This window comes from Streptomyces sp. NPDC101393 (assembly GCF_044767385.1).
Taxonomy (GTDB): domain Bacteria; phylum Actinomycetota; class Actinomycetes; order Streptomycetales; family Streptomycetaceae; genus Streptomyces.
The window spans coordinates 700,771-720,992 of record NZ_JBIWNU010000002.1 but is presented as its reverse complement, the minus strand read 5'-3'; the positions used below and the strand labels follow the sequence as shown (position 1 = coordinate 720,992).

Here is a 20,222-nt window from a genome sequence, read left to right as displayed (position 1 = left end):
CAATGTGTGCGCAACATCCCCGGGGGGACACCGGAAACACTCACCGCAGTCCTGTGTACGCGCAGCGCTGAGATGCCCGAAAAGTTTCGTGTCTTCAGCGAATCTGCACACCGAATGCGCAGGCGGTGCACTGGTCCCTCCGTCGCCACACGGCTCTGACCTGCGCTTCAGTGGATTGGTGAGGGAATGTCCCGTTCACAGCGGCAAGTGCGCCGACCCTCCGGAATTAAAACCGTAGATCTTGTGAAGAAGCTGCTACCAACCGATGGACACGCGTGCACGTCAAGTAATTCGGCGGAGGTGTGAAGTCCGGATCGGCGGGTGTCCGATTAGCTGCGCAGCGCGCCTGCATGCTTTGATCCATCGCACTGCGGAAGTCACGGTTCCTGATTCGGGCACCCGGCTACCGCTGCCGCGGTCGGACCGACCTGCCGGACGGATCGGCCGCAGCTTTTTCTCGTTATTCACCCCGAAGGGAATCATCATGAACCAGGTTCACACCCAGGAAATCGCCGACAGTGAGCTCGACAACATCGCCGGTGGCCTCGTCGGCACCGTGACCGACACCGTTGACTCCATCGCCCCGGTCTCGGGTGTCGTGGGCACGGCCACCGGCCTGGTCGAGCAGACCACCGGCGTCAACACCGGTGCCGTCACGGGCCTGGTCGCCGGTCTCTGAGCCCGTCTGTGTCGCTGAGCGGCACAGTCAGCCATGAGCGGTGAAGACGGCATGTCGGCGTCCCCTCCTTGCCGACCTGCCGGGCCGCGTGCCCCGGATCCGCCCGGCCTCGGCCGGGCCCCGGGGCACACGGCCGCCGCGCCCCCGACACGCCACCGACCGCCCGGAACGGCAGCAACGGCCGTGCCGGGCCGCACGCGTTGTCCAGAAGAGTCCATTGCAGTTGAGGGAAGAGTGTCGTGCAGTTCCGCCAACAGGCCCTTTCCAAGCTGCAGTCGCCCGAGCAACTCGACCTGCCGGTGCGCTTCGCCCGGCCGCAGGGCTGGCTCGTCCTGATCGTCACGGTCGCCGTCATGATCGGCGCCGCGTTCTGGGCGGTGACCGGCACCCTGTCCTCCACGGTCGACGCCCCCGGGGTCCTCACCCACGGCCAGGGCAGCTACATCCTGCAGAGCCCCGTCTCCGGCCAGGTCACCGCCGTACTCGCCCAGGAGGGCAAGCGGGTCCGGGCCAACACGCCGGTGCTCAAGGTCCGTACCCCGCAGGGCACCACCGTCGTCCGCACGCTCGCCGCCGGACGGCTGACGGCCATGGTCGCCACCATCGGATCCGTGGTCACCACCGGCTCCGATGTCGCGTCCGTCGAACGGATCCGCAAGGCCGACGACCCCCTGACGGCCACCTTGTACGTGCCCGCCCAGAGCGGCGCTTCGGTGCCCGTGGGCGCCTCCGTCGACCTCACCGTGCAGTCCGTGCCGACCCAGCAATACGGTGTGCTGCGCGGCCGCGTGAAGGCCGTCGGCAGGACCGCCCAGACCCGCCAGCGGATCTCCGGGTTCCTGGGCAGCAGCCAGCTCGGCGAGCAGTTCTCGAAGGACGGCCAGCCCGTGGCGGTCCTCGTGCAGCTCGACCGCGCACCCGGGACGAAGTCCGGTTACCGCTGGTCGTCCGCGGACGGCCCGCCGTACCCCGTCGAATCCATGACCCTGGCCTCCGGCGCCGTCCACCTGGCCGAGCAGCATCCGATCGATTGGCTGCTTCCGTGAGCGCACCGAACGAATCCCCGGCGGCGAAGCAGCGGCAACTGCCGCCCCCCGGCCGCCGCCGGCACCGCCCCGAGCCCGCCGCGAACAACCGCCGCCGGCCGCGCCGCGCCCCCGAGCCCGCGCCCAAGGCCAAGAAGCGCCGGTCCGTCCGCACCCCCACCGTCCTCCAGATGGAGGCCCTGGAGTGCGGCGCCGCCTCCCTGGCCATGGTGCTCGCCCACTACGGACGGCACGTGCCGCTCGAAGAGCTGCGCATCGCCTGCGGCGTCTCCCGCGACGGTTCGCGCGCCAGCAACCTGCTCAAGGCCGCCCGCAGTTACGGCCTGCAGGCCAAGGGCATGCAGATGGAACCGGCCGCGCTCGCCGAGGTGCAGGCACCGGCCATCCTGTTCTGGGAGTTCAACCACTACGTCGTCTACGACGGCACCGGCCGCCGCTTCGGCCGCCGCGGCGTCCACATCAACGACCCCGACAAGGGCCGCCGCTTCGTGCCCGCCGAGGACTTCGACACCAGCTTCACCGGTGTCGCCCTGGTCTTCGAACCGTCCGAATCGTTCCGCAAGGGCGGCCGCAAACCGGGCATCATGGGCGCGCTGCCCGCCCGGATGCGCGGCACCAAGGGCACCCTGCTCGCCGCGCTGCTCGCCAGCCTGCTGCTCGTCGCGGTCGGCGCCGCGGTGCCCGCGCTCAGCCGCACGTACATCGACATGTTCCTGATCGGCAACCAGACCTCGCTGCTGGGGCCGCTCTTCGCCTCCATGGCCGCGATGGTGGCGCTCACCGCCGTACTGACCGGGCTGCAACAGGCGAACCTGCTGCGCGGGCGGATCATCTCCTCCACCCTCAGCAGCGCCCGGTTCCTGCGGCATCTGCTCAGACTCCCGGTCACCTTCTTCTCGCAGCGAAGTCCCGCCGACCTGGTCCAGCGCCTGCAGTCCAACGACGCGGTCGCCGAAACCCTGGCACGCGACCTCGCCGCGGCCGGCGTCGACGGCATCGTGGTGATCCTCTACGCCCTGCTGCTGTGGACCTACGACCCGCAACTGACGGTCGTCGGGGTGCTGATCGCGCTGCTCAACGTCGTCGCGATGCGGATCGTGATCCGGCTGCGGGCCACCCACACCCAGAAGCTGCGCGCCGACACCGCCCGGCTGACCAACACCTCCTACACCGGCCTCCAGCTCATCGAGACGATGAAGGCCACCGGCGGCGAGAACGGCTACTTCCGGCGCTGGGCCGGCCAGCACGCCACCACCCTGGAGGAACAGCAGCGGCTGGGGGTGCCCAGCGCCGTCCTGGCCGTCGTCGCCCCCACCCTGGCCACGCTCAACAGCGCGCTGATCCTCTGGATCGGTGGCCTGCGGGCGGTCGACGGGCACATCTCCATCGGTCTGCTGGTCGCCTTCCAGGCACTGGTGACCCGCTTCACCGCGCCGATCACCCGGCTGAACGGAGTGGCGGGCCGCATCCAGGACTTCGCCGCCGACGTCGCCCGGCTCAAGGACGTCGAGTCCTTCCCCGTCGACAGCCTCTACTCGCGCCGCGAGCCCGACGCCAGCACCCGCCGCCTCAAGGGTCATGTGACGCTGGAGGACATCACCTTCGGCTACAGCCCGCTGGACAAGCCGCTGCTGACCGGCTTCTCGCTGTCCGTCGGCCCCGGCCGGCAGGTCGCGCTCGTCGGCGGCTCGGGCAGTGGCAAATCCACCGTGTCCCGGCTGATCTCCGGCCTCTACAGCCCCTGGGAAGGCACCATCCGCATCGACGGACAGCGCCTGGAGGACATCTCCCGCAGCGCGCTGGCCGCCTCGGTGTCCTTCGTCGACCAGGACGTCTTCCTCTTCGAGGGCACCGTCCGGGACAACGTCGCGCTGTGGGACCCCTCCATCCCCGACGACGCCGTCATCGCCGCGCTCCAGGACGCCGCCCTCTACGACGACGTGATCGCCCGCCGCCCGGACGGCATCCACAGCCGCGTCGAGCAGGACGGCCGCAACTTCTCCGGCGGCCAGCGCCAGCGCCTGGAGATCGCCCGCGCACTCGTGCGGCGGCCCAGCATCCTCGTCCTCGACGAGGTCACCAGCGCCCTGGACGCACAGACCGAACAGATCATCATCGACAACCTGCGGCGGCGCGGCTGCGCCTGCGTCGTGATCGCCCACCGCCTCAGCACGGTGCGCGACAGCGACGAGATCGTCGTCCTCGATCACGGAGTGGTCGTCGAACGCGGCCGGCACGAGGACCTGGCCGCCGCCGGCGGCCCGTACGCCGAGCTGGTCAAGGAGCACTGACGTGTCATCCGTACACCCGACCGCGACCGTGGGACCGGGCGAACTCGACGCGGTGACGCAGGCGTTGGGCGGCCTCGGCACGCCCGTCGACTGCGCCGGACTGCGCAGCGTCCCGCTGGAGGGCCCGCACGTCCTCTGGCTCGTCACCGGCGGCGCCCTCGACCTGTTCGCCGTCGACGTGGCCCAGCAGGGCCACTGGCACTTCCTCGGCCGCCTCGAAGCCGGAACTCTGCTGCTGGGCCCCGTCGAGGGCCCGCAGCACACTCTGCTCGGCCGCCCCTCCCAGGACTGCGTGCTGCGCCGAATCCCGCTGCGGGAGCTGCCCCGGCCCGAATACGGGGCGTACGGCGGCTACGACGGATATGGCGATGCCACCGATACCGGCGGCTACCAGTACGGGATGGCGTACGACGACACCTACGGCGGCCAGGGCGCCGGCCCCACCGCGCTGGAGCACGCCTTCGCGCTGGGGACCGGGCGCAGCCTGGGCGTCCTGTTCGAGGCGCCGCTGGACGGCCGGCCGGCCGACGACGCGGTCGCCGACGACGACATCCTGTGGATGCCGGTCCCTCCCGGCAGCGTCCAGTACGGCGCCTCGTACAGCGCGGAGGCGGCCGGCGATCTGCTGGTCGACAGCGGGCTGTGGCAGCGGATGGTCAACCAGCAGTACCGGCTGCTGTCCGCCGTGGACCGCTGGATCGAGCAGCTGGAGCGTGCGCACGAGGACCGTACGGCCGCCGGTATCAAGGCGGGCGAGGCGGTCCGCGAGCGGGCCGACCAGGCGCTGCTCGCCTCCATCGGGCGCCAGGACCGGTCCTCACGCAGCACCGGCCGCGACCGGGAGGCCGACGACACCACCTTCGCCGTCTGCCGCTCGGTCGCCGAGGCGGCCGGGATCACCCTGACCGAGCCTCCCAAGGGCGCGGCCGTCAACGACCGGATCAGCCCGGTCGAACGCGTCGCGGTCGCCTCCCGCATCCGCACCCGCGGGATCCGGCTCGACGGCCGCTGGTGGCGGACGAACGCCGGCCCCTTGGTGGGCCACCGCGCCAAGTCCGGCGCCCCGGTGGCGCTGCTCTGGCGGCGCGGCAGGTACGAGGCGGTGAACCCGGCGTCGGGCCTGCGGATGGGCATCGGCAAGGACAACGCCGACGACTTCGAACCACGCGCCGTGATGTTCTACCGGCCGCTCCCGGAGCGGCCCATGACGCTGTGGGCACTGATGCGCTTCAGCCTCCGCGGGACGCGGATGGACCTGCGCAACCTGGCGCTCAGCGGGCTGGTCACGGTCGGTCTCGGTGCGCTGGTGCCGATCGCGACCGGCAAGGTCCTCGGCGAGTTCGTGCCGACCGCGGAGAAGGGCCTGATCGTCCAGGTCTCGCTGGCCGTGATGGTCGCCGGCATCGTCACCGCGGCCTTCATGCTGCTGCAGAACCTCACCGTGCTGCGGATGGAGGGCCGGATCGAGAGCAGTCTCCAGCCGGCCGTGTGGGACCGGCTGCTGAGACTGCCGACGAAGTTCTTCACCGAGCGGTCCACCGGCGAGCTGGCGAGCGCGGCGATGGGCATCAGTGCCATCCGCCGGGTGCTGTCCGGCGTCGGTCCGGTGGCCGTGCAGGCGGGCACCGTCGGCGCGATGAACCTCGTGCTGCTGCTCTTCTTCAGCGTGCCGCTGGCGCTGGCGGCGATCGGGATGCTGATCGTCATCGGCGCGGTCTTCCTCACCATGGGGATGTGGGAACTGCGCTGGCAGCGGCGGCTGGTCAAGCTCGGCAACAAGCTCAACAACCAGGCCTTCCAGACCCTGCGCGGCCTGCCCAAGCTCCGCGTCGCGGCGGCGGAGAGCTTCGCGTACGCGGCCTGGGCGCGGGAGTTCGCGCGCTCGCGCGAGCTGCAGCAGCGGGCCGGCCGGATCAAGAACGCCACCACCGTCCTCAACGCGGTGTATCTGCCGCTCTGTTCGCTCACCATGTTCATGCTGCTGGCCGGACCGGCCCGCGGCAGCATGTCGCCCGCCTCGTTCCTGACGTTCAACACCGCGATGACCATGCTGCTGACGTCGGTCACGCAGATCACCGGCGCGTTCGTCTCGGCCGCCGCGGCGCTGCCCATGTTCGAGCAGATCAAGCCGGTCCTGGACGAAGCGCCGGAGGTCCGCGGGGCCGCCGCGCAGCCCGGGGCGCTGGCCGGCGGCATCGAGGCCCGGAAGCTGTCCTTCCGCTACACCGACGACGGCCCCCTGGTCCTCGACGACGTCTCCCTCCAGGTGCAGCCGGGCGAGTTCGTCGCCATCGTCGGCCCCAGCGGCTGCGGCAAGTCCACGCTGCTGCGGCTCCTGATCGGCTTCGACAAGCCGGCCGCCGGCAACGTGCTCTACGACGGCCAGGACCTGTCCGCCCTCGACCAGGCCGCGGTACGCCGCCAGTGCGGCGTCGTGCTGCAGAACGCCCAGCCCCTGTCCGGCTCGATCCAGGACTGCATCTGCGGCACCGAGGCCTTCAGCCAGGAAGAGGCCTGGGCGGCGGCCGAAATGGCGGGCCTGGCCGAGGACATCAAGCGCATGCCGATGGGGCTGCACACGATGATCTCCGGCGGCGGCGCGATCTCCGGAGGCCAGCGGCAGCGCCTGATGATCGCCCAGGCGCTGGTCCGCCGCCCGCGTATCCTGTTCTTCGACGAGGCCACCAGCGCCCTGGACAACGAGACCCAGCGCATCGTCATCGAGAGCACCCGCGCCCTGAGCGCCAGCCGGGTCGTCATCGCCCACCGGCTCACCACCGTCATGGACGCCGACCGGGTGATCGTCATGTCGGAGGGCCGGGTCGTCGAGCAGGGCCGCCCGGCCGATCTGCTCGCCGACACGAGCGGTCACCTGCACGAGCTGGTGCGCCGCCAGCTGACCTGAGGCACCCGCCGGGACCGCCGCGGCGTCAGGCGGTGTCCTGGGGCCCCGCCTCGGCCGCGTTCGCGGTCGCCTGGAGCCCGTCGAGCACCCGCTGCGGATCGCCGTCCGCGGCGACCGCGGAGCCGATCCGCTGCCGCAGCGCGTCGCGGACGGTGGGCCAGGAGCTTCTGCCCACGGGGTGGAATTCGGCCTTCGGCATCTGGTCGATGAAGGGGCGCAGCGGCCGCTGGGACGTCTGCGCCCGCAGGGCCTCGGAGGCGGACACCGTGACCGGGAGGGTCCCCTGGCCGGCGGCGAAGCCGGAGGCGCGGGTGGTGTCGTAGAGGAAGCCGAGGAAGGCGCCGCACTCCTTGCGGTGCCCGTTGCGCCGGAACGCCATCAGCCAGTCGCTGAGTCCCACCGGTGGGGCCGCGCCGCCGTGCCGCATCGGGAAGGCGGCGTGCCCGTACGGGATCCGGGCCTGCCGCGCCGCCTTGATCAGCACCGGGTGGGCGGCCATCATCCCGACCTCGCCCTTGAGGAAGGCCGCGTAGGCGGGAGTGCGGCTGAACCCCGCCGGATCGCCCCCGGCCGGCCCCGCCGTCACGAGGTGGTCCTTCACCCAGGTCAGGGCCTCGACGTTCTCGGTTCTGGCGAAGTCGTAGCCGGACGGGCTCGCGTAGCCCCCGCCGGCCGCGAGCATCCACGCCAGCGCCTCGTCCTCGGCCGCCTCGGGACCGAACTGCAGCCCGTACGGACGCCGCACGCCGGACGATTCGAGTGCGAGGACGGCGTCCCGGAGCCCGGACCAGGAGGTGGGCGGCCCGTCGAGGCCGGCCCGTTCGAAGAGGCCCTTGTGGTAGAAGAGCCGCGGCGTGCTGGCGAGGAAGGGTATCCCGTACTGGGTGTAGCCGACCTCCCCCGCCCGCGCGAAGGACGTGATGAAGTCGGCCTGCGCGGGGATGCCGAAGAGCTGGTCCGCGCGGTAGAGCTGCCCGGCCTCGGCGTAGTCCGCGAAGACGTACGACTGGGCGATGTCGGGTGCCCGGCCGTCCTTCACCCGCTGCGCGAGGGTCTTGTCGATCTTCCCGAGGGGGACGAGTTCGAGGTCGATGGTGATCTGCGGGTGGCGCTTCTCGAAAAGGGCGATGGAGGCGTGGCACCGGTCGACGAGGGAGGAACCCACGCTCCGGCCGTAACTCGCCGCCAGCACCTTGAGGGTGACGCTCCCGCCCGTCTCCTCTCCGGAGCCGCAGCCGCTCAGTCCGAACGCCGCCGCACCGGCCATGCCTGCCGTGCGGGAGAGAAAGTGCCGTCGACGCACTGCTGTTGCCACCTCTTGCCTGGACCGACCGTGAAGGAACGCCAACCGTACGCGGTGAGTGGCAGTTCGTGCCATGCAGGCATGTAGTGCACCTCGCTGGGGGCCGGGCTCAGGTCGCGCTGTGCGGATGCGTCGCGGTGGCCGACCGCGGCGGCCACGCCTGCGGCGCCAGGATCCCCAGGACGTAGGCGCGGGCGACGAGTTCGGGCCTGGTCGCCGCGCCCAACTGGTCCCGCAGCCGGCTGAGGTGGTAGTCGACGGTCTGCCGGGACAGCCGCAGCGATGCGGCGATCTCGCCGTTGCTGCGCCCGCCCGCCAGCAGTGACAGGATCCGGACCTGGCTGGCGGTGAGCGGCGGATGGGCCGGGTGGGCGAGCCCCTGGTGCGTGATGACCGCCCAGACGCTCGCCGCGCGGGCCGAACTGCGGCCCATCGTCGTCAGATGCAGCCGGACGCGGCGCTGCCGGCCCAGGGTGTCGACGAAGACGGTGGACGTCTCGACGCGCCGTCTGCGGCGGGCTATCAGATCGCCCCACCCGCGCTGCAGGGCGTCGAGTTCGGGGGCGGGTGCGAGGACCGTGTGCGCGCGGCGGCCGACGAGATCCGAGAGCCGGGTGTGCAGCAGCTCGGCGGCGGCGCTGCTCGCCTGCTGGATCCGGCCGCCCGCCGAGATCAGGGCGCAGGGCAGCCCGCTGTGGTCGCGGAGCGCGTACAGGCTCTCCTCGGCCTCCCGCCGCTGGCTCAGCGCGCGGGTGTAGTCGGTGATGTCGACGTAGATGCCGGCCACGCAGGTCTGGTCGCCCTCGCGGACGGGGAACCGGTGGCCGGCGGCATGCCCGACGCCGCCGTCCGGACGGTGGTAGGTCAGGGTGTGCCGCACCGGCTTGCCGCGGGAGAGGATGTCCCGGTCCAGCGCGAGGAACTGCGCGGTGTCGGCCGGGGAGTTGAACTCCCGCACATTGCGCCCGATGACGTGCTCGGGCGTGGTGCCGTAGAGGTGCGCGTAGGCGTGGTTCATCCAGCGGTAGCACCCGTCCCGGTCCCGGATGAAGGCCGCCGCGGGGGCGAAGTCGGCGAAGGCGTCGTAGCGGCGGGCGGCCGCGGTCGGTGAGCCGACCTCCACGGCCACGCCGCGTGCCCTGCCGTGGCGCGGGACGCCGCCGAGCAGCCGGCTCACATCGAAGAGCCGGCCGTCGAACTGCGCCTGCCCGTGGCTGATTTCGGGGGACGGTTCCGGGACGGAATCCTGGCACAGGGTGTCGAGGAAGCGCTGTGCCGTTCGCGCGTCATCGAAGGCGCCGCCGCCGCTGTCCACGACGCGCTCCCCCTCGGTCTCCCACCAGGACACGGGGAGGTGTTCGAGCAGTGCTTTGAAACTGGCCTCGTCCACGAACGGCCTTTCTGCCATGAGGTATGCACCGGCTCACCCGGCGTGACATGGCCATGCGTATCCCATGCGGTTCCGGTGCACGCACGCATCTCGGCCGAATCGGGTGGCTTTCCGGCGCGATGTCCCTCAGAACGGCGGGCCCAAGGCCTCCTGCCGGTATACGCGCCATACGCCATCACAGAACCTTCACGAGAGATCGACGACTCCTACAACTCAGGCATTTGCCTGACCGGTCACCCCCGGAAGGGGGGTTGTGTAAGTCCCGCAGCTGATTGGCTTGAGGGGATGGCGCGCGGCCGAGTAGCCGCCGCCCGTCCCCGCTGTTCCGACGCACCGTCCCACAGCGAACCACCGCGAGCCCCGTCACGAACCCCGCCACGCACCCTCGTGGCGACCCCGTTCGACGAACGCCGCACCACCACGCGCTACGCGCGTCAACTGCTGCACCACCCCCGCTACGAACCCGCAACGAGCCCCGTACGAGAAGGAGTCGGATTTCTGTGAGCAAGGTGCTGTTTGTGCATGCCAAGGGCGGCCCGCCCCTGGGTTATGCCCTGTCACGGGTCGCCGCGAGGTCGGCAGTGCACCTGCTGGCGCTCAGCGCGCTTCCGCCCACCGTCGCCGCGTCCGCCGAGCGCCGGTGCGCCTCGGTCCTGATCCCCACCGAACAGGAGCGCCACGACCTGGTCGCCCTGATCGTCGGCCACGCCCAGGCCATCGGCGCCGACGCGGTCGTGACCTTCTCCGAATACGCCGTCGTGGCGGTGGCCGAGGCCTGCGAGAAGCTCGGCCTGGCCGGCGCCGGCAACTCCTGCGTCGCAGCCCGCGACAAGCGGATGATGCGCCGCACCTGGCACGAACGGGGCATCGCCCAGCCCCGGTTCCGCCCCGTCGCCACCGAGCGGGATCTGCACGACGCGGCGGCGACGCTCACCTTCCCGCTGCTGCTCAAGGCCGCCTGGAGCGCGGGCTCCACCGCACACCGCATCCTCCGCACACCGCAGGAGGCCCCGGCGGCCTGGGAGCAGGCCCGGCACGTCATGGCCGAATCCGCCCAACTGGGCTACGCCGAACTCCATGTGGCCGACGCCGGTGCGGACTTCCTCGTCGAGGAGATCGTGCAGGGCAGCGCGGGGGAGTGGTTCGAGGAGCCCGGCTGGGGCGACTACGTCAGCGTCGAAGGTGTCGTCATCGACGGCACCTTCCACCCCGTCTGCCTCAGTGGTCGCATGCCGACCGTCGCACCGTTCACCGAACGCGCCGGCATCACGCCCGCCCCGCTGCCGCCCGCCGCCCAGGAGCGCGTCATCGCCCTCGCGCGCGACGCCGTCGACGCACTGGAACTCGGCAACTGCGGTATCCACACCGAGATCAAGCTCGGCGCCGACGGCCGGATGTGGGTCATCGAGACCGCCGCCCGGTTCGGCGGCGCGATGACCGTCCCGCAGATCGAGGAGGTCTTCGGCCTGGACCTCATCGGCATGCTCGTCGACCACCTCCTGGGGAAGCCGGTGTCCTGGCCCGCGCGGGCCCGCACCCCCGAGGAGGCGCGCGGCGCCGCCGGTTCGCTGGTCGTGCTCGCCGTCGACGGCGCCGGCGACGCCTGGCAGGACCGGCGGGTCTGGGACTTCCCCGCGGTCACCGCAGCCGTACCGCTCAGCGACGGCAGCAGCCTGACCGTGGTGGGCGAGAACTCACTCCCCGACGGCACCCCCGTCCCGGTCTACGACCCGGCCGCCGGCGCCAACACCATGGCCGCGCTCTGCCTGCTCTCCGCCACCGACCCGCAGACCGTCCTGCACGACTTCCGGACGCTGGTGGACGCCCTTCCGCGGATCCTTCCGGCCCTCGGCGCCGAGGAGGCGCGGTCATGACCACCGCAGTGCTGCCCGCCGGCACCCCCGGCCCCGCCACCCCCGCCGCCGACCGCACCGTCATCGGCGAGAACCTCTCCCTCCCGCTCTTCCGCACCCTCTCCGGCGTCCTCGCCGGCCACCCCTACCTCAAGGTCGTCGTGGACCGGGCCGAGGACACCTGGCACCTCCTCGACACCGAAGCCCACCCCTTCCACGTCAACTACATCGCCACCCGCATCCTCGGCATCAGCCTGGAGACGCTGGACGCCTGTCTCGACGCCTTCAACGCCTCCGTCTACATGGACCCGGAGCGCCGCTTCCTGCTCGGCGTGCTCTCCCTGCACACCGACGAGGACGCCGAAGGACGTGAGCGGCCCTTCCTCGTCCTGGAGACGACCGAGGCCGACACCATGCACGGCGCGCTGCTCGACGAGTTCTACACATTCGCCCGGCACCGCGTCGACGGCCGGCTGCCGCTGCTGCTCAAACCGGCCAACCACGGCCAGGAACACGAACTGATCGCCATCAGCGACCTGCGCGTGCCGCGGATCCTCAGCCACGAACTCTTCGGCAACCGCACCCGCACCCCGCTGAACCCCGGCGAGGCCGTCGGGCGGCTGCGCCACTTCCGCACCTCCGAGGAGTACGCGGCCGCCGCCGGCACACTCGGCTGGTCGGACATCGTGGCCATGCCCTGCCTGCCGGACGATGTGCCGCGGGTGGCCGGGTTCCTCAACACCGCACCCATCACTCCGCTCTCGCACACCAACGTCCTCGCCTCCGGCTGGGGCATCCCCAACGCGATCGTCCGCGACCTGGACCGGATCGTCGAACGCCACGGCCTCGACGGCCGGTGGATCCGCTACCGCGTCCAGGACGACGAGATCTCCCTCGTGCCGCTCGCCGACACGCCCACCCTGCAGGCGCCCCTCTGGCACCAGCAGCGGATACGGCTGGAGCAGCCCCTCCTGGAGGACGTACCGGCACAGTCCCTGCACCTGCTGCGCCGCGCCGACCAGGACCGCTACGGCACCAAGGCCGCCAACCTGGGCGAACTGCACCACGTACTCGCCGGCCGTACCGCCGACCTCACCGCCTACTACGGGCAGCCGCGGCCACCGCGCCAGGACCTGTACGGGCACCTCGCCGCGCGCCTCGGCATCCCGGACGCGAACGCCGGTGAACTGCGCCGGGCGGCAGCCGCATTCGCGGCCCGCACGGTCTCCGCCCCCGAGGGCATCGCCCTGCCGTTCGCGCTCCAGCACCGCTTCCTGACCTCCTCGCCCGCCCTCCAGCAGGGTATCGGCAAGCTGAAGATGGCCCTCGAACTCGATGCCGTCGACGTCCTGGACCCGCTCTGCCTGCACCTCCAGCAGCTCGTCCGCAACACCCCGCTGCCCGACGACGTGACCCGGCAGATCACCCAGGCGCTCCCGCCCGGCCTCGCCTCCGGCATGCGCCTGGTCGTGCGCTCGTCCTCCAACGCCGAGGACCTGCCCGGCTTCTCCGCCGCCGGGGTCTACGACTCCGTCACCACCGTCCACGGCGCCGCCGAACTCCTCGACGCGGTACGGCAGGTGTGGGCCTCCCTGCTGTCGCCGCGCAGCGTGCGGCTGCGCCACCAGGCCGGCATCTCCCTCGACGACACCTACATGGGCGTGATCATCCAGCGCTACGCGCCGGCCGGCCTCGGCGGCGTCCTGGTGACCTGCGACCCCACCCGGCGCGCCGACTTCCGCAACGTCTACCTCAACTGCTCGCCGGGATCCCCGGAAAGCGTCGTCGACGGTACGACCCTGCCGCTGCAGTACCTCTACAACACCGTCGAGGGCGGCGGCCGGACCGTGGCCCTCGGCTCGTGCGGCGAGGACCTGCCCGACGCGACCCGCAACCGGCTCGCCGACCTCGCGCTCACCGGCCGGCTGCTGCAGTCGCACTTCGGTGGCGCGGACGCGGCCGACCCGCTCGACATCGAGTGGCTGATGACCGATCAGGGGGACTTCCGCCTGGTCCAGATCCGCCCCTACGCGCTGTGATCCGCCGCCACCCCGGCCCGCGCCCCGCCACCGGCTCACCCATGACGGCGCCGGCCCGCCGCATCATCCGGCTGAACAACGGCTTCCAGCTGCTGTTCAACCTGCTGTGGTGGATGCCGGTGTTCTACGCCTACCAGCGGCAGGCGGGGCTGTCCGACGGCGAGATCTTCGGCATCCAGAGCATCTACTACGTCGCGTTCTGCCTGTTCGAGATCCCGACCGGCATCGTGGCCGACCGCATCGGTGCCCGTAACTGCCTGCGGGCCGGGGCCGTCGTGATGACCGCGGCGAACCTGGCCCCGGTCCTCGCGCCCTCCTACACCGGCTTCCTCGTCCACTTCCTGGCCATCGCCGCCGGCCGCTCCCTGACGTCCGGCGCCGCCAGCGCCTACCTCTACGACGGCCTGCGGGCCGAGGGCGCCGACGAGCACTATCTGAAGGCCGAGGGCCAGGCACGCGCCCTCGGGCTCGCCGCGAAGGTCCTCTGCTGGCCGCTGGTCGGCCCCCTCATGGCCGTCGCCCATGCCGCTCCGTACGTCCTCAGCGCCGCCGCCGCGGCCGGCTCCCTGGCCTGCGCCGTGGCCCTGCCCAGGCTCGCGCCGCACGACCCGGACACCGGTCGGGCGCCGGACAAGGGCGGCGGGAAGGGCGGCGGGAAGGGCCGGGCCCGCGGTGTCCTGCTGCGCGATGCCGGCGCCGCCCTGCACTGCGTACGGGCCTCACCCTGGCTCGCCCTGGTGATGGTGCAGGGCGTGGCGGTCTTCACGCTCTCCCGCATCTGCCAGGTGAACCTCTTCCAGCCCGTACTGCTCGATCACGGCATCGCCGAGAACTCGCACGGCGGGGTGCTGGCCGCCATGACCGTGGCGGAGGCGGTGGCATCGGCCCGTCCCCAGTGGCTCGGCCGGCGCCTGTCGCCGGTCACCTGGGTGTCCCTGCTCAGCCTCGCGCTGGCGGGCACCCTCGCCGGCATCACCCTCGGTGGCCCCTGGACCGTCGTGGCACTGCTGTGCGTGTTCGCCGCCATCACCGGCTTCGCCTATCCCCTCCAGCGCAAGCTGATGAACGACGCCATCCCCGCGCACGCCCCGCGCGCCACCCTGCTGTCCGTCGAGAGCATCATCGACCGCGCGGTGTGCGCACTGGCGGCCGTGGCAGCCGGCGCGTACCTGTCCGCCGGCCGGCTCGACGCGCTGCTGTGGCACAGCGCGCTGGTGACGCTCGCGGTGATGATCGCCCTCCAACTCGTCCTGCGCAAGGGCTCATCGGGACCTAGACACCGGCCGGACGGGCCCCCGGAGTCCGCCCTCCCCGAGGCCGGCGACCAGTTGGCGGGCGTGCCCGGGAGCGGCGTGCCCGCACGCCGGCCCCTCAAGGATCGGGCCTCCGGGGGCGGGCAGTGACCCGTCCCCTCCGGCGGTGAATCCGCTGGCCCCCGGCCGCATGTGCCGGGGGTCAGCCCTGCCGGAGCGCGGTGAGGCGCTCGGTGAGCGTGCCGAGGGACTGGAACGTGGCGCCGAACAGCGCGACATGCTTCCAGCTCAGGGTGCCGTCGGGGCCGACGAGGAACACCGACCTGCGCAGCCCGATGCCGGGCGCGGCGATGCCCAGGGCGCGGGCGACCTGCCGGTCGGTGTCCGCGAGCAGCGGCATCCGCAGCCCGTGCTTGCGGGCGAACTGCTCATGACTGTCGACGTCCTGCGGGCTGATCCCCCATACCTCGGCATCCTGGTCCTGGAACTGCTCCAGCCCGGACGAGTAGGAACACAGCTGCTTGGTGCACACACTCGTGTCGTCGCCGGGGTAGAACGCCAACACCAGTGGCGTGCCGCGCCGTTCGGACAGCGTGTACGCGCCGCGCTCGAACCCGTCGTCCTTCAGCACCCCACCGGGGAGCGTGAAGTCGGGCACGGGCATTCCGGTCTGAAGTCCTGAGGCCATCTCGTCATCCCTTGATCCGGGGGCGGGGGAGGGGCGGCGCGGCGCCGTCCGTACTGCCGGCCCATCCTCCTCCCCGCGCGTGCGGGGCCGTCGGCGGGGGGCGCGGGGCCGGCAGTACGGAGGAGCGGGCGGGCACCCTGCCCGTGCGGCCCTCCCGACCTGCCGGGTCCCGGCCGGAGACCCTCGTACGCTGGAAGGATGAGACGGACATCCTTTGCGGCCTGGCCGTGCTCCATCGCCCGCACGATGGACCTGCTCGGGGACTGGTGGACGCCGCTCGTGCTGCGCGAGGCGTTCTACGGCATCACCCGCTTCGACGAGTTCCAGAAGGAGCTGGGCGTCGCACGGAACACCCTGACCGACCGGCTGCGGCGACTGGTGGACGAAGGGCTCCTGGAGAAGCGGCCCTACCAGCAGGACCCGGTGCGCCACGACTACGTGCTCACCGAGAAGGGCCGTGACTTCTTCGGCGTGCTGGCGGCGATGAACACCTGGGGCAATCGCTGGCTGAGCGGCGAGGAGGGGCCCCCGGTCGTCTTCCATCACGACCCCTGCGGTCACGACGGCGACGCCGAGGTGGTCTGCGCCGACTGCAAGGAGCCGATGACCGCCGCGGACACCCACGCCCGGATGGGGCCGGGCTATCCGGACCGTCTCGCCGCCCGTCCGGAGGTGCGCCGCCGCTTCCGGTCCTGAACGGCGCCCGGGTACCGGCCGGGCTCCTTCCCTTCCCCTCCCTTTCCTTGACAGGTGAGTTCATCTAAGCAACTCTCAAGGTCAGGGCACCTTTCTGGCGCAGGGAACGGAGACCGGCACATGGAGTGGACGGGCGCACGCTACGCGGACAACCCGACGGCCGAGGCGCGGACCTGGATCGCCGCCCCACCGGAACGCGTCTGGGAACTGGTCTCCGACATCGAGCTGATGCCGAAGCTGAGCGCCGAACTGCGGTCGGTGCGATGGCTCGACGGGGCGACGGGGCCGGCCCTCGGCGCCCGCTTCACCGGCCGCAGCGAGCACCCGGAGCTGGGGGAGTGGGAGACCACCTCCCAGGTCGTCGCCCACGAACCGCCGCGGGCCTTCGCCTGGGCGGTCGGCGACCCCGAACACCCCGCCGCACTCTGGCGGTTCACCCTCGCGGCGCGGGACGGCGGCACCGAGCTGTGCCAGTGGATGCGGCTGGGCCCCGGCAGCTCGGGCCTGTCCTTCGCCATCGACCGGATGCCGGACAAGGAGCAGAAGATCGTGTTCGTCCGGATGCGGGAGTTCGAGCGGAACATGACCGCCACCCTCGACGCCGTCAGGCGGCTGGCCGAGGCCCCGGCACCGGCAGGTGCGTGAGCCGATGCGTACGTCCACCACCATCGAGGCGTCCGGCGGGGACTGGCGCGAGACCGTCGACTTCGTCACCGAGGCGGAGAGGCTCGGGATGGACATCTGCTGGGTGGCCGAGGCGTGGGGATCGGAGGCCCCGTCGCCGCTGGGCTATCTCGCGGCGCGCACCGACCGGATGCTCCTCGGGTCCGGGATCATCCAGCTCGCCACCCGCACCCCGATGGCCATCGCACGGGCCGCGGTCACCCTCTCCCAGATCTCCGACGGACGCTTCCTGCTCGGCCTCGGCCCGTCCGGGCCGCAGGTCATCGAAGGGCTGCACGGCGTGCCGTTCGCACGACCGCTCGGCCGGATGCGGGAGACCGTACAGATCGTCCGGCAGGCGGCCGCCGGCGAGAAGATCACGCACTCCGGGCAGGAGTTCCGCATCCCGCTGCCGGGTGGCGGGGCAAAGCCGATGCGGCTGTCGATGCGCGCGGAACACGACATCCCCGTCTATCTGGCCACCCTGTCACCGAAGATGCTGCACCTGACCGGCGAGATCGCCGACGGCTGGCTGGGCACCAGCTTCGTCCCCGAAGGTGCGCAGGAGGCGTACTTCGACCACCTCGACGCGGGGCTGGCCGCGGCCGGCCGCACCCGCGCCGACCTCGACATCTGCCAGGGCGCCGAAGTGGCGTTCGCGGCCGACGAGGACGCGCTGCGGACGATGGTGGCCGGACGCAGGAAGGAACTGGCCTTCAGCCTGGGGGGCATGGGCTCCGCCACCACGAACTTCTACAACAACGCCTACAGCAGGCAGGGTTGGGCCGACACCGCGGCCGAGGTGCACGCACGCTGGCAGAGCGGCGACCGGGACGGCGCGGCCGCTCTGGTCACCGACGACATGGTGCTCGCCACCACACTGATCGGCACCGAGGACATGGTGCGGCAGCGACTGCGCGTGTGGCGCGACGCCGGTGTGCGGACGGTCCGCTTCTATCCCGCGGGCGACACCCTGGACGCCCGGCTCACCACCCTGGGCAGGGCGCTGGACCTGGTGCGCGAGGTGGACCGGGAAACCGGCGGCTGAGCGCCTCAGGGCGCGGGGTCGGTGGACGGCGTACCGTCCGCCGGTCCCGCGGCCCGCCCGGATGCTCCGGCCGCCGGGCCGCCGGACAGCTGCGCCGAGCCCCCGGCGGCGGCCGCCGATCGCGCCGCGGGGCGCAGCCGGCGCAGCGTCACCGCGCTGACCAGGGCGAGGGCCATCAGGCAGGCGCAGTACACCGTCACGCCCTGCCACGCGCCGGCGGAGTAGGCGAGGCCGCCGAGCGAGCCGCCGATGGCGCTGCCGATGTAGTAGAAGAACAGATAGACCGCGGCGCCCTGGGCGCCGAGCGCGGTGGCCCGGCCGCCGACCCAGCCACTGGCGACCGCGTGCGCCGCGAAGAACCCCACGGTGAAGATCACCAGTCCCGGGACGACGGCGCCCAACCGCGGTACCAGCATGACCGCGAGGCCGACGAGCGTGATGACGAGCGAGGGCGCCAGCACCCGGGGACGTCCGTACCGGTCGACCAGGCGCCCCGCGGCGGCCGACGAGAACGACCCGGCGACATAGGCGATGAAGAGCAGCCCGGCCGCCGTCTGCGACAGGCCGAACGGCGCTGCGATCAGCCGGAATCCGAGGTAGTTGTAGACGGTGACGAACGCGGCCATCGCCACGAAGCCGATCAGGTAGAGCCGCAGCAGCCCGCTGTCCGGCAGCGCCCGCGCGATGCCGGAGGCCATGGCGCGCGGCCTGGGTTCGCGGCGGACGAAGCGCACGGACGCGGGGATGGACACCCGGAAGAGCACCGCGCACACCGCGGCGACCAGCCCGACCGCGCCCAGCGCCCACCGCCAGCTGCCGGTCACCTCCAGCACACCGTCGGCGATGAGCCGCCCCACCATGCCGCCGATGCCGTTGCCGGCGACGTACAGGCCCATCGCCCGGCCGAGCGAGGCGCGGTGGACCTCCTCGGACAGATACGACATCGCCGTGGCCTGCAGACCGGCGAGGGAGAGGCCCTGCAGGACGCGGATGGCCAGCAGCGTCCCGAAGTCGGGCGCGAAGGCCGCGCCGATGCCGAGCAGCGCGGCGGCCGTGAGGGACAGCGTCATCATCCCCGTCCGGCTCCAGGCGTCCGACACGGCGGTCAGCGGGACCACGGCCACGGCCATGGCGGCGGTGGAGACCGAGATCGTCAGCGACGAGGTGGCGGGGGAGAGGTGCAGGTCGGTGGAGAAGGCCGGAAGCAGCGCCTGGACGCAGTACAGCGTCATGAAGGTGGTCATTCCCGCGGCGAACAGGGCGCCGGTGGCCCGCCGGAAGAGCGGCGTTCCGTGGGTGTGGGCGGGAGGCGTTATGGCGCTGTCGGTCACTCCGGCGACGCTAGGTCCGCCCCGGATGATGCGTCCAATGCATAAAACGCCACGGTACATTCCATATATGGAACGAAGCGCCGACGGCGGACCCCTGACCTCGATGTCCCAGGCCGCCCTGGTGGGCATGTGCCCGGACCTCGTCAGATTCGCCGCCGTCGCCCGGCTGGAACACCTCTCCGGGGCGGCGGACGAACTGGGGGTCCCGCAGTCGACGGTCAGCCGCAGCGTCGCCCGGCTGGAAGCGGCCGTCGGCACACCGCTGTTCGGCCGGGAGGGCCGCGGACTGCGCCTGACCCGCCAGGGCCGCACCTTCCTGGCCCGGGTGCAGCGCGGGCTGGAGGAGATCGCCACCGGCTGCGAGGAGCTGCGCCAGGCCACCGACCTCCCCGGCACGGTCGCCCTCGGCTTCCTGCCCGCGCTCGGCACGGCCCCCGTCCCGCTGCTCGTCCGCTGGTTCCGCGCCCGCCACCCCCACGTCCGCTTCCAGTTCGTCCAGGACCATGCCGAGGCGCTGCGGGAGCGGCTGCGGGCCGGCGAGGTGGACCTCTGCCTGACCTCGCCCCTGACCGACGCACACGGCATCACCAACCTGCCGGTCGCACGCGAACCGCTGCGGCTGGTCGTCCCGGCCGGCCACCGCCTCGCCGACCGCCGCCAGGTGCGGCTGGCGGAGGCCGCGGCCGACGACTTCGTGATGGCGACCTCCGGCTACGGCCTCCGCCGCCTGGTCAACGACCTGTGCGCGGCGGCGGGGTTCACCCCGCGGGTGGCCTTCGAGGGCGCCGAGATCGCCACCATCCGCGGATTCGTCGAAGCCGGCCTCGGGGTCGCCGTCCTGCCGCCCTCCCCGGTGGCGATGTCCGGACTCGTCGACCTGCCGCTGCGCGAGCCGGACGCCTACCGCACCGTCGGCATCACCCGCATCACCGCCCGCACCCCCACCCCGATCGTGTCCGACTTCGTGGACCTGGTCATGAGCCGCGCCCAGGACTGCTTCGGCGAACGGGCCCGGAGCTGACCGCCACCCGCGGACG

At 72.1% G+C, this 20,222-nt stretch carries 15 protein-coding genes; 11 read left to right on the top strand and 4 right to left on the bottom strand.

The genetic code is table 11. From position 1 onward, the window contains the following. Positions 1-484: 484 nt before the first annotated feature. The 4 genes from ACIRQ7_RS08855 to ACIRQ7_RS08840 all read left to right on the top strand — a co-directional run bounded on the left by ACIRQ7_RS08855 (position 485) and on the right by ACIRQ7_RS08840 (position 6,921). The gene (locus tag ACIRQ7_RS08855; RefSeq protein WP_401468201.1) at positions 485-679 is read left to right on the top strand and encodes a type A2 lantipeptide; all 195 of its coding nucleotides are present in this window, start codon (positions 485-487) and stop codon (positions 677-679) included. 239 nt (positions 680-918) lie between these two features. Beyond that, a complete protein-coding gene (locus ACIRQ7_RS08850; protein ID WP_404261035.1) occupies positions 919-1,725 on the top strand; it encodes an HlyD family efflux transporter periplasmic adaptor subunit in 807 nt (268 codons plus the stop codon). Continuing rightward, the gene (locus tag ACIRQ7_RS08845) at positions 1,722-4,016 is read left to right on the top strand and encodes an NHLP family bacteriocin export ABC transporter peptidase/permease/ATPase subunit (protein WP_404261034.1); all 2,295 of its coding nucleotides are present in this window, start codon (positions 1,722-1,724) and stop codon (positions 4,014-4,016) included. The genes ACIRQ7_RS08850 and ACIRQ7_RS08845 overlap by 4 nt, the downstream gene beginning before the upstream one ends. A 1-nt stretch (position 4,017) precedes the next feature. Next, a complete protein-coding gene (locus tag ACIRQ7_RS08840; protein WP_404261033.1) occupies positions 4,018-6,921 on the top strand; it encodes an NHLP bacteriocin export ABC transporter permease/ATPase subunit in 2,904 nt (967 codons plus the stop codon). Between the two features lie 25 nt (positions 6,922-6,946). Here ACIRQ7_RS08840 and ACIRQ7_RS08835 read toward each other — a convergent pair whose 3' ends face one another. After that, complete coding sequence (locus tag ACIRQ7_RS08835; protein WP_404261031.1) at positions 6,947-8,224, bottom strand: extracellular solute-binding protein; 1,278 nt, start codon at positions 8,222-8,224, stop codon at positions 6,947-6,949. 109 nt (positions 8,225-8,333) lie between these two features. Beyond that, positions 8,334-9,632, bottom strand: a complete 1,299-nt coding sequence (locus ACIRQ7_RS08830) for a PAS domain S-box protein (protein ID WP_404261029.1) — start codon at positions 9,630-9,632, stop codon at positions 8,334-8,336. Positions 9,633-10,114: 482 nt separating this feature from the next. Here ACIRQ7_RS08830 and ACIRQ7_RS08825 point away from each other — a divergent pair, with 482 nt between their 5' ends. From ACIRQ7_RS08825 to ACIRQ7_RS08815, 3 genes are read left to right on the top strand one after another with little or no spacing between them, the layout of a single operon-like run. Then, a complete protein-coding gene (locus ACIRQ7_RS08825; RefSeq protein WP_404261028.1) occupies positions 10,115-11,488 on the top strand; it encodes an acetyl-CoA carboxylase biotin carboxylase subunit family protein in 1,374 nt (457 codons plus the stop codon). After that, on the top strand, positions 11,485-13,506 hold the full coding sequence (locus ACIRQ7_RS08820) for a PEP/pyruvate-binding domain-containing protein (RefSeq protein ID WP_404261026.1): 2,022 nt from the start codon (positions 11,485-11,487) through the stop codon (positions 13,504-13,506). Before ACIRQ7_RS08825 ends, ACIRQ7_RS08820 begins: the two co-directional genes overlap by 4 nt. Positions 13,507-13,547: 41 nt before the next feature. Continuing rightward, complete coding sequence (locus ACIRQ7_RS08815) at positions 13,548-14,909, top strand: MFS transporter (RefSeq protein WP_404261025.1); 1,362 nt, start codon at positions 13,548-13,550, stop codon at positions 14,907-14,909. Positions 14,910-14,961: 52 nt separating this feature from the next. Here the strand turns inward: ACIRQ7_RS08815 and ACIRQ7_RS08810 are convergent, their stop codons facing one another. Then, entirely contained in the window at positions 14,962-15,447 is a 486-nt protein-coding gene (locus tag ACIRQ7_RS08810; RefSeq protein ID WP_404261024.1) for a peroxiredoxin, read from the bottom strand. Positions 15,448-15,645: 198 nt separating this feature from the next. Here ACIRQ7_RS08810 and ACIRQ7_RS08805 point away from each other — a divergent pair, with 198 nt between their 5' ends. The 3 genes from ACIRQ7_RS08805 (at position 15,646) to ACIRQ7_RS08795 (ending at position 17,854) form a co-directional block, all read left to right on the top strand. After that, on the top strand, positions 15,646-16,143 hold the full coding sequence (locus ACIRQ7_RS08805) for a winged helix-turn-helix transcriptional regulator (protein ID WP_404261022.1): 498 nt from the start codon (positions 15,646-15,648) through the stop codon (positions 16,141-16,143). A 120-nt stretch (positions 16,144-16,263) separates the two neighbouring features. Continuing rightward, a complete protein-coding gene (locus ACIRQ7_RS08800; RefSeq protein WP_404261021.1) occupies positions 16,264-16,788 on the top strand; it encodes an SRPBCC family protein in 525 nt (174 codons plus the stop codon). Positions 16,789-16,792: 4 nt separating this feature from the next. Beyond that, on the top strand, positions 16,793-17,854 hold the full coding sequence (locus ACIRQ7_RS08795) for an LLM class flavin-dependent oxidoreductase (RefSeq protein ID WP_404261019.1): 1,062 nt from the start codon (positions 16,793-16,795) through the stop codon (positions 17,852-17,854). A 5-nt stretch (positions 17,855-17,859) separates the two neighbouring features. On the opposite strand, the gene ACIRQ7_RS08790 is transcribed toward ACIRQ7_RS08795, so the two are convergent. After that, positions 17,860-19,185, bottom strand: a complete 1,326-nt coding sequence (locus ACIRQ7_RS08790; protein ID WP_404261018.1) for an MFS transporter — start codon at positions 19,183-19,185, stop codon at positions 17,860-17,862. Between the two features lie 67 nt (positions 19,186-19,252). On the opposite strand from ACIRQ7_RS08790, the gene ACIRQ7_RS08785 reads away from it, so the two are divergent. Then, complete coding sequence (locus ACIRQ7_RS08785; protein WP_404261016.1) at positions 19,253-20,206, top strand: LysR family transcriptional regulator; 954 nt, start codon at positions 19,253-19,255, stop codon at positions 20,204-20,206. Positions 20,207-20,222: the final 16 nt, after the last annotated feature.

Coding starts and splice junctions, on each gene's coding strand:
- ACIRQ7_RS08800 (WP_404261021.1), top strand. CDS start 16,264: ATGGAGTGGACGGGCGCACGCTACGCGGACAACCCGACGGCCGAGGCG.
- ACIRQ7_RS08820 (WP_404261026.1), top strand. CDS start 11,485: ATGACCACCGCAGTGCTGCCCGCCGGCACCCCCGGCCCCGCCACCCCC.
- ACIRQ7_RS08785 (WP_404261016.1), top strand. CDS start 19,253: ATGGAACGAAGCGCCGACGGCGGACCCCTGACCTCGATGTCCCAGGCC.
- ACIRQ7_RS08830 (WP_404261029.1), bottom strand. CDS start 9,632: ATGGCAGAAAGGCCGTTCGTGGACGAGGCCAGTTTCAAAGCACTGCTC.
- ACIRQ7_RS08795 (WP_404261019.1), top strand. CDS start 16,793: ATGCGTACGTCCACCACCATCGAGGCGTCCGGCGGGGACTGGCGCGAG.
- ACIRQ7_RS08855 (WP_401468201.1), top strand. CDS start 485: ATGAACCAGGTTCACACCCAGGAAATCGCCGACAGTGAGCTCGACAAC.
- ACIRQ7_RS08805 (WP_404261022.1), top strand. CDS start 15,646: ATGAGACGGACATCCTTTGCGGCCTGGCCGTGCTCCATCGCCCGCACG.
- ACIRQ7_RS08815 (WP_404261025.1), top strand. CDS start 13,548: ATGACGGCGCCGGCCCGCCGCATCATCCGGCTGAACAACGGCTTCCAG.
- ACIRQ7_RS08810 (WP_404261024.1), bottom strand. CDS start 15,447: ATGGCCTCAGGACTTCAGACCGGAATGCCCGTGCCCGACTTCACGCTC.